The 14,270-nt window shown below is 65.4% G+C and carries 12 protein-coding genes; 1 reads left to right on the forward strand and 11 read right to left on the reverse strand.

Annotated features, from left to right (window positions below):
• Positions 1-26 precede the first annotated feature (26 nt).
• The 11 genes from aspS to LDO54_RS34130 form a co-directional block, all read right to left on the reverse strand.
• On the reverse strand, positions 27-1,832 hold the full coding sequence (aspS, locus tag LDO54_RS34080; protein ID WP_224016612.1) for an aspartate--tRNA ligase: 1,806 nt from the start codon (positions 1,830-1,832) through the stop codon (positions 27-29).
• Between the two features lie 66 nt (positions 1,833-1,898).
• Positions 1,899-2,540, reverse strand: coding sequence for a DUF502 domain-containing protein (locus LDO54_RS34085; RefSeq protein WP_224016614.1), 642 nt, complete (start codon positions 2,538-2,540; stop codon positions 1,899-1,901).
• Positions 2,541-2,622: 82 nt separating this feature from the next.
• Positions 2,623-2,997 (reverse strand): FmdB family zinc ribbon protein, encoded by a 375-nt coding sequence (locus LDO54_RS34090; RefSeq protein WP_224016616.1) that lies wholly within the window; start codon positions 2,995-2,997, stop codon positions 2,623-2,625.
• 198 nt (positions 2,998-3,195) lie between these two features.
• Positions 3,196-3,900 (reverse strand): methyltransferase domain-containing protein, encoded by a 705-nt coding sequence (locus LDO54_RS34095; protein ID WP_224016618.1) that lies wholly within the window; start codon positions 3,898-3,900, stop codon positions 3,196-3,198.
• Between the two features lie 52 nt (positions 3,901-3,952).
• The gene (gene ubiB / locus LDO54_RS34100) at positions 3,953-5,530 is read right to left on the reverse strand and encodes a ubiquinone biosynthesis regulatory protein kinase UbiB (RefSeq protein WP_224016620.1); all 1,578 of its coding nucleotides are present in this window, start codon (positions 5,528-5,530) and stop codon (positions 3,953-3,955) included.
• Positions 5,531-5,533: 3 nt separating this feature from the next.
• Entirely contained in the window at positions 5,534-6,205 is a 672-nt protein-coding gene (locus LDO54_RS34105) for a ubiquinone biosynthesis accessory factor UbiJ (protein WP_224016623.1), read from the reverse strand.
• Positions 6,206-6,363: 158 nt separating this feature from the next.
• The gene (locus LDO54_RS34110) at positions 6,364-7,326 is read right to left on the reverse strand and encodes a Tim44 domain-containing protein (protein WP_436975747.1); all 963 of its coding nucleotides are present in this window, start codon (positions 7,324-7,326) and stop codon (positions 6,364-6,366) included.
• A gap of 75 nt (positions 7,327-7,401) precedes the next feature.
• A complete protein-coding gene (gene ubiE, locus LDO54_RS34115; RefSeq protein ID WP_065059370.1) occupies positions 7,402-8,133 on the reverse strand; it encodes a bifunctional demethylmenaquinone methyltransferase/2-methoxy-6-polyprenyl-1,4-benzoquinol methylase UbiE in 732 nt (243 codons plus the stop codon).
• A gap of 98 nt (positions 8,134-8,231) precedes the next feature.
• Positions 8,232-8,645: a gamma-butyrobetaine hydroxylase-like domain-containing protein gene (locus LDO54_RS34120; protein ID WP_065059371.1), complete on the reverse strand. Its 414-nt coding sequence runs from the start codon at positions 8,643-8,645 to the stop codon at positions 8,232-8,234.
• 97 nt (positions 8,646-8,742) lie between these two features.
• Complete coding sequence (locus LDO54_RS34125) at positions 8,743-9,174, reverse strand: HIT family protein (protein ID WP_224016627.1); 432 nt, start codon at positions 9,172-9,174, stop codon at positions 8,743-8,745.
• Positions 9,175-9,215: 41 nt separating this feature from the next.
• The gene (locus tag LDO54_RS34130) at positions 9,216-13,262 is read right to left on the reverse strand and encodes a DUF3683 domain-containing protein (protein ID WP_224016629.1); all 4,047 of its coding nucleotides are present in this window, start codon (positions 13,260-13,262) and stop codon (positions 9,216-9,218) included.
• Positions 13,263-13,837: 575 nt separating this feature from the next.
• Between LDO54_RS34130 and LDO54_RS34135 the strand changes: the two genes are divergently transcribed.
• The coding region (locus LDO54_RS34135) for a pyridoxal-phosphate dependent enzyme (RefSeq protein ID WP_224016632.1) at positions 13,838-14,270 on the forward strand (433 nt) is incomplete at its 3' end.

A 14,270-nucleotide genomic window follows, 5' to 3' on the forward strand; every position in this document is an offset into this window, starting at 1 on the left:
AGCGCGCCGCCTGCGGATCGCGCGGCTTACTGCGCCGGCTTCTGCTCGGGCTGACGCAGACGGATGTGCAGTTCCTTGAGCTGACGCTCGTCCACCGCGCTCGGCGCCTGCGTGAGCAGACACTGTGCGCGTTGCGTCTTCGGGAACGCGATCACGTCGCGGATCGAGTCGGCGCCGGCCATCATCGTGACGATGCGGTCCAGACCGAACGCGATACCGCCGTGCGGCGGCGCGCCGTATTGCAGCGCGTCCAGCAGGAAGCCGAACTTCGCACGCGCTTCTTCCGCATTGATCTTGAGCGCGCGGAACACCTTGCTCTGCACGTCTTCCTGATAGATACGGACCGAACCGCCGCCGATTTCCCAGCCGTTCAGCACCATGTCGTACGCCTTCGCGAGGCAGCGGCCCGGATCCGTTTCGAGGTATTCCAGGTGCTCGTCCTTCGGGCTCGTGAACGGGTGGTGCGCGGCCACGTAGCGGTTTTCTTCCTCGTCGTATTCGAACATCGGGAAGTCGATCACCCACAGCGGCTTCCAGCCCTTCTCGACCAGACCGTTGGCCTTGCCGAATTCCGAATGGCCGACCTTCAGGCGCAGCGCGCCGAGGCTGTCGTTCACGACCTTCGCGCGATCTGCCGCGAAGAAGATGATGTCGCCGTCTTGCGCGCCGGTGCGCTCCAGGATCGCGGCGATCGACGCGTCGTGCAGGTTCTTGACGATCGGGCTTTGCAGACCGTCACGGCCCTTCGCGACTTCGTTGACCTTGATCCACGCGAGACCCTTCGCGCCGTAGATGCGCACGAATTCCGTGTAGCCGTCGATATCGCCACGCGAGAGTTCGGCGCCCTTCGGCACGCGCAGTGCGGCCACGCGGCCGTCCTTGCTGTTGGCCGGCGTGCTGAACACCTTGAAGTCGACGTCCTTCATGGCGTCGGTCAGTTCGGTGAATTCGAGCTTCACGCGCAGGTCGGGCTTGTCCGAACCGAAGCGGCTCATGGCTTCCGAGTACGGCATGACCGGGAACTTTGCGTCGAGTTCGACGCCGATCGTTTCCTTGAACACGTGACGCGCCATGTCTTCGAACAGATCACGGATTTCCTGCTCGCCGAGGAACGACGTTTCGCAGTCGATCTGCGTAAATTCCGGCTGACGGTCGGCACGCAGGTCTTCGTCGCGGAAGCACTTGACGATCTGGTAGTAGCGATCGAAGTTCGCCACCATCAGCAGCTGCTTGAACAGCTGCGGCGACTGCGGCAGCGCGAAGAACTGGCCCGGGTTCGTGCGCGACGGCACGAGGTAGTCGCGCGCGCCTTCCGGCGTGCTCTTCGTGAGCATCGGCGTTTCGATGTCGATGAAGCCGAGCGCGTCGAGATACTTGCGCACGGCCATCGTCACGCGGTAACGCAGGCGCAGGTTGTGCTGCATCTGCGGACGGCGCAGGTCGAGCACGCGATGCGTGAGACGCGTGGTTTCCGAGAGGTTGTCGTCGTCGAGCTGGAACGGCGGCGTGACCGACGCGTTCAGCACCACGATTTCGTGGCACAGCACTTCGATCTTGCCGCTCGTGAGGTTGGCGTTGACCGTGCCCTCGGGACGATTGCGAACGAGACCCTTCACCTGGACGCAGAACTCGTTGCGCACGCCTTCGGCGATCTTGAACATCTCGGCGCGATCCGGGTCGCAGACGACCTGGACGAGGCCTTCGCGGTCGCGCAGGTCGATGAAGATGACGCCGCCGTGGTCGCGGCGGCGCTGCACCCATCCGCACAGCGAAACAGTTTGGCCCAGCAGCTGTTCGGTCACCAGACCGCAGTATTCAGATCTCATCGACATGATGTTCGTCTTTCGTTATGCGTGAATTAAACGGGAAGCGCGCGCACGGTTGCGGGCGTCCGGTATTTAAAGCGGGGGATCGATGGGGCGGCGTGCATTCGCGGCCGGCGCGACGACGCCCATCGAAACAATATACTTGAGCGCGGCATCGACCGTCATGTCGAGTTCGATGACTTCGCTCTTCGGCACCATCAGGAAAAAGCCCGACGTGGGATTCGGCGTGGTCGGCACATACACGCTCACGTGATCTTCCTGAAGATGGTTGACCACGTCGCCGCCGGGGATGCCGGTCAGGAACGCGATCGTCCACGAGCCCTTGCGCGGATATTCGATCAGGAGTGCCTTGCGGAAGGCATTGCCGTTACTCGAAAGCAGTGTATCGGAAACCTGCTGGATGCTGCTGTACAGCGGCCCCACGATCGGAATGCGGCGCACCAGCGCGTTCCACCACTCCACCAGTTTCTGGCCGATGAAGTTGTGCGTGAGCACGCCCACGACGAAGATGAACGCCAGCGTGAGCACCGCGCCCAGACCCGGCAGGCGCATGTGGAACAGGCGCTCGGGCCGCCACGATTCGGGCAGCAGCAACAGCGTCTGATCCATCGTGCCGATGACGAGATTCAGCACCCACAGCGTGATGGCCAGCGGCACCAGCACCAGAAGGCCGGTCAGGAACACCGATTTGAAGGTCGCTTTCTTGATCGTCATGTACACGCCATCCAGGCCGCGCGCGGGCGCGGCGCTTGCGCGGCCCGGCTTCGCTCAGGAAGTCTGCCGGACCACAGGGTTGTCAGGTCGAGCCCGTCGCGCTGGGCGCCGCGGCGGCCGCGCCAGTCGATGCGGGGGCGGCGGCCGGTGCAGCCGGACTTGCGCTCTCGGACTTGCCGCCTTCCGACGACGACGAAGCCGCGGCTTCGCCGCCCTTCGCGCCCGTGGCCGCAGCGCTCGTGCCACCGTTGTTGCCACCGTTGTTGCCACTATTGCCGCCACGGAAATCCGTGACGTACCAGCCCGAGCCTTTCAGCTGGAAGCCGGCCGCGGTGACCTGTTTGCGAAACGCGTCCGCGCCGCAGCTCGGGCACTGCGTCAGGGGCGCATCGCTGATCTTTTGCAGCGCGTCTTTGGCGAAGCCGCACGATTCGCAGCGATAAGCGTAGATCGGCATGATCTCTTTCCTGATGAAACGGATGAAATTCCGGTAAATGCTTGCAAAGCCTTGAATTATAGCCGCAAACGCTCCCCTGGCCTGGTAATTGCCAGGACGGGTCGTTTGAGCGGGGCTACGCAGCAGTTTGGGGCGGATGGCGCACGATCAAGGGCGTGATCGGCGATATAAGCCGCGATACGCGCGCGGCGCGCGGTTTCAGGCGACGGCGGCGTCGTTGCGGCGCCACGTGAGCCAGCGCTCGCGGCCCGCGAATACCGGCAGCGATGCGCTCACGTCGTGCTCGTCGAGCAGCGTGAAAAATGGTGCGAGCAGCGCGTCGAGTTCGTCGCGCGCGATGCCGAACGGCGGCCCCTTGGGCGCGTCGTCGAAGAAGAAAAAGCCCGCCAGCAGCGCGCCCGGCGCGAGCAGTTCGGCCATGCGGCGCGCGTAGGCGCTGCGCTGCGCCTTGGGCAGCGCGCACAGGAAGGCGCGCTCGAAGATCCAGTCCGGCGCGAACGGCGGACGGTAGGCGTAAAAATCGGCTTCCTCGACGACATCGGCGTAATCGCCCAGCGCGTTGCGCGCATGCGCCACCGCCGAAGGCGCGAAGTCGATCGCGCGCACGGTGCGGCCGCGCTCGGCGAGCCAGCGCGCTTCCCATGCGTTGCCGCAGCCCGGAATCAGCACGCTCGCGTCGGCGTGTGCCGTGGCGAACGCCTCGAAGTCCGGCTGCACGCCCGCCTGATCCCACGGCGTGAAGCCGCGCTCGAAGCGCTCGTCCCAGAACGCGGGCGCGCCGGGGTCGCGCGTGGCGAAGTCGGGGGCCGTGCCGCCGGGTTGTGCCGCCTGCGCGGTTTGTTCCGCCTGCGCGGTTTGCTCCGTTTGCGCGGACTGCTTTGGCTGGTCCGGTTCGCTCGTCATCGTCTCGCTCCTTTCGTCTCGCTCCCTGCCTGCGCCCTGCTCACCAGCCGGCTTATCCGCCGTAGGCGTACGCCAGCCACATGCGCGCGGCGAGCATGCCCACGCCCACCGCCACGCCGAACACCACGAGCCCCTGCAACAGGCGATTGGTGCGGCGCTGCTCGGCGAGAATATGGCGCAGCGTGTCGTCGCTGCCGCCATGCGCGGGGTCCTGGCGATGCAGCAGCACCTGATGCACGAGGCGCGGCAATTGCGGCAGCGTCTTGCTCCATTGCGGCGCCTCGATCTTGAGGCGCTCGAACCAGCCGCGCAGGCCGATCTGCTCGGTCATCCAGCGTTCGAGATACGGCTTCGCGGTCTTCCACAGATCGAGTTCCGGGTCGAGCGAGCGGCCGAGCCCTTCCACGTTCAGCATGGTCTTCTGCAGCAGTACGAGCTGCGGCTGGATTTCCACGTTGAAGCGGCGCGAGGTCTGGAACAGGCGCAGCAGCACCTGACCGAGCGAAATGTCCTTGAGCGCGCGGTCGAAATACGGTTCGCACACGGCGCGGATCGCGCTCTCCAGTTCCTCGACGCGCGTCGTCGGCGGCACCCAGCCCGACTCGATATGCAGCGTCGCCACGCGGTGATAGTCGCGCTTGAAAAACGCGAGGAAGTTCTGCGCGAGGTAATTCTTGTCGAAGTCCGACAGCGCGCCGACGATGCCGAAATCGAGCGCGATATAGCGCCCGAAATGCGCCGGATCGAGGCTCACCTGAATGTTGCCCGGGTGCATGTCGGCGTGGAAGAAGCCGTCGCGGAACACCTGCGTGAAGAAGATCTCCACGCCTTCGCGCGCGAGCTTCGGAATGTCCACGCCCGCCGCGCGCAGCTTGTCGACCTGGCTGATCGGCACGCCGACCATGCGCTCCATCACCAGCACGTTGGGCGTGCTGAATTCCCAGTACATCTCGGGCACGAGCAGCAGGTCGAGGCCCGCGAAATTGCGGCGCAACTGGCTGCCGTTGGCGGCCTCGCGCATCAGATCGAGTTCGTCGTGCAGATACTTGTCGAATTCGGCGACGACTTCGCGCGGCTTCAGGCGCTTGCCGTCGGCCCACAGCCGCTCGGCCCACACGGCGATGTCGCGCAGCAGCAGCAGGTCCGAATCGATCACGGGCCGCATGTTCGGGCGCAGCACCTTCACCGCCACCGCCTTGCCCGCGTGCTGCCCCGACCTCACCTTCGCGAAGTGCACCTGCGCAATCGAGGCGCTCGCCACCGGCACGCGCTCGAAGTCGTCGAACAGTTCGTCGACGGGCGCGCCCAGCGATTTTTCGATGATGTCGATCGCCACCTTCGAGTCGAACGGCGGCACCTGGTCCTGCAGCTTGGCGAGTTCGTTGGCGATGTCGAGCGGCAGCAGATCGCGGCGCGTCGAGAGCACCTGGCCGAACTTCACGAAGATCGGCCCGAGGCTTTCGAGTGCGAGACGCAGCCGCACGCCGGGCGGTTGATCGAACTTGCGTCCGATCGTGGTGATGCGCAGCAACAGCCTGACGCGCCGGTCATTGATCCGGCTCAACATCATTTCGTCGAGACCGAAGCGGATGACCGTAAAGAAAATCTTCAGGAAACGCAGAAAACGCATGTCTTAGTTGCCTTGTAGCGGGCCGGTTGTCTGGCTCGGCGCGCGCGGCGCCGCGCTCGAAGGCGTCGATCCCGCGCTGCGCGCTTGTGATTTTTGTTCAAGGCGCTCAATGCGCTTTTCCACACGCGCGAGAGCATCGCGCGCGCGTGACAGCTCCGTGTTGAAGCCGTCCAGCTCGGCGCGCCGCACGAGTTGCGGATTTTCGTCGAGCAGATATTCGGTGACGGAGCCGAGCACATTGCGCCCGGTGCGAAGCGTCTGCTGATGCACGGTGCGCGCGAAGGCGGCGACGCGGAACGCGCTGGCGTCGCCGATCAGCTTCGCGAGATCTTCCTCGGGTTCCCAACGCAGATGTTCGGCGAGCTTGCCGATGATCTGCGCGAATTCGGCGTCGCCCTCGATCTTCACGTGCTTCATGACGGCCGACTGGCCGCCCTGCACGTACGAGGAGAGCGCGCCTGCGGGCACGGAAAGCGCGACGTCGGCGTGTTGCGCCTCGTGCTCCTCGACGGCGGCGATATAGCCGTCGGGCTGCACCAGCAGCGTGAGCACGACAGGCGGACACGACAGACGGGCCGTCTTGCCGGCGTAGGGAGCGAGGCGGTCGCGGGCCCACGATTCGCGGGCGAGCAGGTGATTGACAGCGGCGGCGAAGGGCTTGGCGGCGAGAGTCATCGGCTTGAAATAAAAAAACCCGCGCGGGCATCGAGCTCGCGCGGGTTCCTATTGTAGCGTTCGCGCCGCCGGATCGCCCCGCGCGGCGGCTGGTCCGCCAGCCAGATTCGCCTGCGCGCGCGCAGCGTCAACCGCGCGCGACGCTTGCTCAGCGCGGTTCAGTGCGATTCGACCTGCTGGATACCGGCCAGCAGCCAGCCCTCGCCCGAGCTGCGCGACTTCGAGAGATTCCAGATCTCGGTGAACGGCCCGGCGGCCGCGCCCACCTCTTCGCGGATCAAGCCGGAGAAGCGCACGCTCGCGAGGTACTCGTTGCCGCGCTCTTCCACGGCGAGCAGGTCGGCGTTGAGCTGCACGACGTCGGTCTGGTTCGCCTGCGCGCCGCGGCCCGCGAGATCGACGCGAATCTCGGCGAACATCTCGGGCGTGGTGAACTCGCGGATATCGTCGATATTGCCCGCGTCCCAGGCGGCCTGCAGGCGCACGAAGTAGACCTTGGCGTTACGCAGGAACGCTTCGCTGTCGAAGTCCGCCGGAATCGCGGGCGGCGTGTGGATCTGCGGCGTGCTGAGCGGGTTGCCTTCCGGCGCGAGGTACTGGCCCGTGGGCGGCGCCGTGTAGCGCGGCTCCGGCGGGTTGTAGCCGCCCATCTGGTTCAGGCTCGCCCCGCCCGTCTGATACGCAGGCTGCGCAGCACGGCGGCGGTTCATGAACTTGCGGATCAGCCAGATGGCGACGAAGGCGATCAGCGCGATCACGATCATGTTGGCCATGGCGCCCGCGAACGCTTCGCCGAGGCCGAAGTGCGACAGCAGCGCCGCGATACCGAGACCGGCCGCGAGACCGGCGATGGGACCGAGCCAGCGGTTGCGCGCCGGTGCGGCGGCGGGCGTGGGCGCAGGCGTGCCGGGCGCGCGCTGCGCGCCGGCCTGCTGGGCGGGATTCGTGGGGCTGGGTTGCGCCGGCGGCGGCGTGGTGCTGCGCTGCGACGCCACCGAGGACTGCTTGCCGAAGCTGCGGCCGCCGCCCATGCGACGGGCTTCGGCGTCGAACGACGCGAAGCTGCCCGCCACCAGCGCGCCGATCACGGCGAAGGTGCCAATCCGCCTCGCCCAAGACATTGAAAGCTTACTGGAAGCATTATTACAGGTCTCAGGCATGGCGGTATTTCCTTTAAAGACAGATAGTTAGGAACACTAGTACTTTGTTCCGACGTGTAAGGCTACCACGCCAGCTGACAAATTGTAATATTTGACGGCATCGAGGCCGATTTGTTCCATCATCGTCTTCAGCGTTTCCTGGTCCGGATGCATACGGATCGACTCCGCCAGGTACTGGTAACTGTCCGCGTCCTGGGCGAAACGCTTGCCCAACCACGGCAGCACCTTGAAAGAATAGACGTCGTACGCCTTCTTGAGCGGCTCCCAGACCTTCGAAAATTCGAGCACCATCACACGGCCGCCCGGCTTGATCACGCGGCGCATTTCCGCGAGCGCGGCGTCCTTGTGCGTCATGTTGCGCAGCCCGAACGCCACGGTCACCAGGTCGAAGTAATTGTCGGGAAAGGGGATTTTCTCGGCGTCGCAGAGCAGCGCGGGCGTGATCACGCCTTTATCGATCAGGCGGTCGCGGCCCACGCGCAGCATCGACTCGTTGATGTCGGTGTGCCAGACCTCGCCCGTCGGGCCCGCCTTCTTCGCGAACGCCATCGACAGGTCGCCCGTGCCGCCCGCGATGTCGAGCACCTTCGCGCCCGGACGGATATTGGCCTGCGCGATCGTGAACGCCTTCCACGCGCGGTGCAGCCCGCCCGACATCAGGTCGTTCATCAGGTCGTAGTTCGAGGCGACCGAGTGGAACACACCGGCCACCTTCTTCGCCTTGTCCTGTTCGTCGACTGTCTGATAGCCGAAGTGGGTTTTGCTCATCGCGCTCGTCCTTTCGCGGTCTTGTCCGGCTCGCAGCCGGACTTTTTGAATGAAATTCGCCGCGTCGTGGCGCGGCGGCAGGATCGTAACAGGAAGCGTCAGTGGCAGTGGCCGTGCGCGGCAGCGGGCGGCGCCATCGGCGCGTCGCGTTCGACGCCCGCGGCCTTGAGCTTCGCGAAATAGTCGGCCCAGAGCGTGTCCTGCTGCGTGGCCAGTTCGTAGAGCTGGTCCCACGAATAGATGCCGGTGTTGTGCCCGTCGGAGAAGGTCGGCTGCAGCGCGTAGTTGCCCACGCCTTCGAGCGCCGTGATGGTCACTTCGCGCTTGCCGGTCTGCAGCGTTTCCTGACCGGGCCCATGGCCGCGCACTTCCGCCGAGGGCGAATAGACGCGCATCAACTCGAACGGGATGCGATAGCTCTGGCCGTTCGCGTACTGCAGTTCGAGCACGCGCGACAGCGCATGCACCACGACGCCGGTCGGCACCGGCGTATCGGATTTGAGTCCGCTCATGTTGTTTCCTGTTCGCCTGTCAAACCCAAGCCGCCAATCCTGGCACCTGCGCTCTCGCCGGCGCTCTCACCCGCGTTGACACCCACGCCGGCGCAGCTCACGCGAGCGCCTGCTCCATTTCCTGCCGCACGGCCTCGCGCAGCAGCGTGGCCTGGGCGCGGCGCTGACCGAGCATCGCCTCCGACACCGTGCGCTGACGCGGCGACCACACCGACATCGGGAAATGCGCGTCGTTGCTGAAGCGCGGGATCACGTGCCAGTGCACATGCGGCACCTGGTTGCCGAGGCTCGCCAGGTTCACCTTCGACGGCTGCATGACACGGCGCTGCGCCCGCTCGACGGCGTACACGGCGCGCATCAGATGTTCCCGGTCGGCGTTCTCGAGATCCGAGAACTCGGCGACGTGCGTATTCCAGATCACCCGGCAAAAGCCCGGATAGTCGATTTCGGCGGTCGCGAGAACGACGCGCAGACGCTCGTCTTCCCACAGCACCTCGCCGCCTTCCTCACTGCAGAATACGCATGCCATCGTCGTCCTCGAACCGTATTACGGAAAAATTAGCCGTGCCATTAAACCAGCACGCGCTCGATTCCGCCATTGTTCGCCTTCTGCACGTAGTCCGCCATCCAGTTCTCGCCCAGAACATGACGGGCGATCTCCACCACGATGTAATCGGCTTCGATGTTGGCGTCCTCGTTGTAGCGCGACAGGCCCTGCAGGCACGACGGGCAGCTCGTCAGAATCTTGACGTCCTGCGCCTTGCCCTGCCCGCCCGCTTCCTGCGGCGTGGCCGGCTGCACGCCGTTCGCGCCGTTGCCGACGATCGGAATGTCGCGCAGCTTCGCCGCGCCCTTGCGGATTTCCTCTTCCTTGCGGAAGCGCACCTGCGTCGACACGTCCGGGCGCGTGACCGCGAGCGTGCCCGATTCGCCGCAGCAACGATCGTTCTTCTCGATCTTGTAGCCGTCCTTTTCCGAACCCATGAGTTCGTTGACGAGCTTGACCGGGTCCATCGTCTTGATCGGCGTGTGGCACGGGTCGTGGTACATGTAGCGCGTACCGCTCACGCCATCGAGCTTGATGCCCTTCTCGAGCAGGAACTCGTGAATGTCGATGATGCGGCAACCCGGGAAGATCTTGTCGAATTCATAACCGGCGAGCTGGTCGTAACACGTGCCGCACGACACCACGACGGTCTTGATGTCGAGGTAGTTCAGCGTGTTCGCGACGCGGTGGAACAGCACGCGGTTGTCGGTGACGATCTGCTCGGCCTTGTCGAACTGGCCCGAGCCGCGCTGCGGATAGCCGCAGCACAGATAGCCCGGCGGCAGCACGGTCTGCACGCCCGCTTCCCACAACATCGCCTGGGTGGCCAGACCGACCTGCGAGAACAGGCGCTCGGAGCCGCAGCCCGGGAAGTAGAACACCGCTTCCGAATCGACGCTCGTCGCCTTCGGATTGCGGATGATCGGCACGATCTTGTTGTCTTCGATGTCGAGCAGCGCGCGCGCCGTCTTCTTCGGCAGGTTGCCCGGCATCTTCTTGTTGACGAAGTGGATCACCTGCTCGACCACCGGCGACTTGCCCGTGGACGCCGGCGGATGCGCCGTCTGCTTCTTGACGAACTTCTTCAGCACGTCGTTGCCGAGGCGCTGCGCCTTGTAGCCCACGCCCATCATCGCGGTGCGCGCGAGGTTGATGGTCTGCGGATTGGTGGCGTTCAGGAAGAACATGCCCGCCGCGTTGCCCGCGTTGAACTTCTTCTTGCCCATCTTGCGCAGCAGATTGCGCATGTTCATCGTCACGTCGCCGAAGTCGATCTTGACCGGGCACGGCGTCACGCACTTGTGGCAAACCGTGCAGTGGTCGGCCACGTCGTTGAACTCGTCCCAGTGCTTGATCGACACGCCGCGGCGCGTCTGTTCTTCGTACAGGAAGGCCTCGACCAGCAGCGAGGTCGCGAGGATCTTGTTGCGCGGGCTGTACAGCAGGTTCGCGCGCGGCACGTGCGTCGCGCACACCGGCTTGCACTTGCCGCAGCGCAGGCAGTCCTTGACCGACTCGGCGATCGCGCCGATATCGGATTGCTGCATGATCAGCGACTCGTAACCCATCAGGCCGAACGACGGCGTGTAGGCGTTGCGCAGGTCGGCGCCTTCGAGCAGCTTGCCCGCGTTGAAGCGGCCATGCGGATCGACGCGCTGCTTGTAGGCGCGGAATTCGGCGATCTCGTCGTCGGTGAGGAATTCGAGCTTCGTAATGCCGATGCCGTGCTCGCCCGAGATCACGCCGTCGAGCGAACGCGCGAGCTTCATGATGCGCGCGACCGCGACGTGCGCGTCCTGCAGCATCTCGTAGTTGTCCGAGTTCACCGGCAGGTTGGTGTGCACGTTGCCGTCGCCGGCGTGCATGTGCAGCGCCACGAACACGCGGCCGCGCAGCACCTTCTTGTGGATCGCCTGCGCTTCGTCGAGGATCGGCTTGAATTCGCCGCCGTTGAAGATCTTGCGCAGTTCGGCGCGGATCTCCTGCTTCCACGAGATGCGCACCGTGCGGTCCTGCGTCACGTGGAAAACGTTGACGTCGGCCTGCACGTCGCAGCGGTCGGCGAACTTCTCCGCCAGCGCTTCGTAGCCCAGCTGCACGAGATAGTGCTGCGCCTCGCGCAGCGGCATGTCGAGCTTGTCGCCCACGAAGGTCCAGCGCTCGCGCACGCGCTTGAGCAGATCGAGCGCCTGCTGCACGCGGTCTTCGAGCAGTTCCGCGCTGGGGATTTCGTTGGCGTCGTCGCTCTTGCCGAGCGGCAGCTTGCCGCCCTTGAAGAACGCTTCGAGCGCGTCGACCAGTTGCAGCTTGTTCTTGATCGACAGTTCGATGTTGATGCGTTCGATGCCGTCCGTGTACTCGCCCATGCGGTTGAGCGGAATCACGACGTCTTCGTTGATCTTGAACGCGTTGGTGTGCTTGGCGATCGCGGCCGTGCGGCTGCGGTCGAGCCAGAAGCGCTTGCGGGCTTCGGCGGAGACGGCCACGAAGCCTTCGCCGCTCTTGCCGTTCGCCATGCGGATGACTTCCGAGGTGGCGGAGGCCACGGCATCGGCGTCGTCGCCGACGATGTCGCCGATCAGCACCATCTTCGGAAACGCGTTGCGCTTGCTCTTGGTCGCGTAGCCGACCGCGCGCAGATAGCGCTCGTCCAGATGCTCCAGACCCGCGAGAATCGCGCCGCCCTGCTTCGACGTTTCGAACAGGTAATCCTTGATTTCGACGATGCTCGGGATCGCCTCGCGCGCCTGGCCGAAGAACTCCAGACAGACCGTGCGCGTGTGCGCGGGCATCTTGTGCAGCACCCAGCGCGCCGACGTGATGAGACCGTCGCAGCCTTCCTTCTGAATGCCCGGCAGGCCCGCGAGGAATTTATCGGTCACGTCCTTGCCGAGACCTTCCTTGCGGAACACGCGGCCCGCGATGTCGAGCGATTCCGTGCGCAGCAGCTTTTCGCCCGGCGCGTGCTCGCCGTCGAACCACTTCAGTTCGAAGCGCGCGACTTCGATGTCGTGGATCTTGCCCATGTTGTGGTCGAGGCGCGTGACTTCGAGCCAGTTGCCTTCCGGGTCGACCATGCGCCACCAGGCGAGGTTGTCGAGCGCCGTGCCCCACAGCACCGCCTTCTTGCCGCCCGCGTTCATGGCGACGTTGCCGCCGATGCACGAGGCGTCGAGCGAGGTCGGGTCGACCGCGAACACGAAGCCCGCCGCGTCGGCCGCTTCGGTCACGCGGCGCGTGACCACGCCCGCGCCCGAGAAAATCGTCGCGACCTTGCGGTCCACGCCCGGCAGTTCGGTCATTTCGACCGGACCGAGCTGTTCGAGCTTTTCGGTGTTGATGACGGCCGAGAACGGCGTGAGCGGCACCGCGCCGCCCGTGTAGCCCGTGCCGCCTCCGCGCGGGATCACCGTGAGACCGAGTTCGAAGCAGGCCTTGATGAGGCCCGCGATCTCGGCTTCGGTGTCCGGCGTGAGGACCACGAACGGATATTCGACGCGCCAGTCGGTTGCGTCGGTCACGTGCGAGACGCGCGCGATGCCGTCGAAGCGGATGTTGTCCTTCTGCGTGCGCTTGCCGAGCACCTTGGTGGCGCGGCGGCGCAGTTCGGCCATCTTGTCGAATTCGGCGGCGAATTCTTCGATCGCGCGGCGAGCGGCGCCGATCAGCGTTTCCACGCGCGCGGCGCGCACGACGCCGTCCTGGTCGCTGTGCTCGACGAGGTCGGCGCGGCGGCGCTTCTCGATTTCGCCGATGCGGTGATTCAGCGCCTCGATCAGCATGGCGCGGCGCTTCGGGTTGTCGAGCAGGTCGTCCTGCAGATACGGGTTACGGCGCACGACCCAGATGTCGCCGAGCACTTCGTAGAGCATGCGCGCCGAGCGGCCCGTGCGGCGTTCGCTGCGCAGTTCGGCGAGCGCGTTCCACGCCTCTTCGCCGAGCAGGCGGATGACGATTTCGCGGTCCGAAAAGGACGTGTAGTTGTACGGAATCTCGCGCAGGCGCGGTTCGATGTCGGCGGCCACGGCTGCGGCGGCGCCGTGAGGATCGAAAACTTGAGGTGCGTTCATGGTTGGACGACTCTTTGAGCCAGATCCGCGCGCGGCTTACGGAGCCGATCGGACGGATGCTGACGGGGCGCGTGGGGCGCTATTCTGAAATCGTGTCCGCCAGAGGCTCGCTCGTGGCGCGGATGGCTGGGCGGACGAAGGGGTGGGGAAGCATGGCGGAAGCGCTCACGCCGATGGTTCCCCGGCGCTCGGACTTAGCGCCACGATCGTGCGTGGCGGGCGTGCCGCTGCGCCGCGGGGCGGGTTTCGCGCCGTGCGGGCATCAAATGGGCTGTCCGAGGTTGCCAGTGCATCTTCCGATCCTTGTTTCAAAAAGCGATTTTAACGCATGATCCGCGCGTGCGCTGACCCTCGGTGGGAAGCCCGCCGACCCGTAAGGTTGAATATCGCTTACGGGCCGGCATGCCCGTGTGACAGCGCGTCGCACGCGGATTAACCGTCCGGTGGGTCGGGAAACATCGCCACCGAGCCTGCCCGCGCCCAGCCTGCCCACCCTGCCCGGCCCGCCAGCGCCGCAGCCGTTGGCGCTATCATTTACGTTTTCCCGTCCCGACCCGCGCCTGGCGCGTCCCCGCATGGCTTCCCACGACGATTACCTGAAAAAAGTCCTCACCGCGCGCGTGTACGACGTCGCCCGCGAAACCGAGCTCGAACCCGCGCCGAATCTCTCCGCGCGCATCGGCAACACGGTGCTGCTCAAGCGCGAGGACAACCAGCCCGTTTTCTCGTTCAAGCTGCGCGGCGCGTACAACAAGATGGCGCACCTCTCGCCCGAGCAGCTCGAACGCGGCGTGATTACCGCGTCGGCGGGCAATCATGCGCAGGGCGTGGCGCTCTCGGCGGCGCGGCTCGGCGTGAAGGCGGTGATCTGCGTGCCGGTCACCACCCCGCAGGTGAAAGTCGATGCCGTGCGCGCGCACGGCGGGCCGACCGTCGAAGTCGTCCAGGCGGGCGAGTCCTATAGCGATGCCTACGCCCACGCCGTCCGTCTGCAGGAAGAACGCGGCC

Origin of the sequence: Paraburkholderia tropica, from assembly GCF_914484835.1 — a bacterium.
Lineage (GTDB): Bacteria > Pseudomonadota > Gammaproteobacteria > Burkholderiales > Burkholderiaceae > Paraburkholderia > Paraburkholderia tropica_A.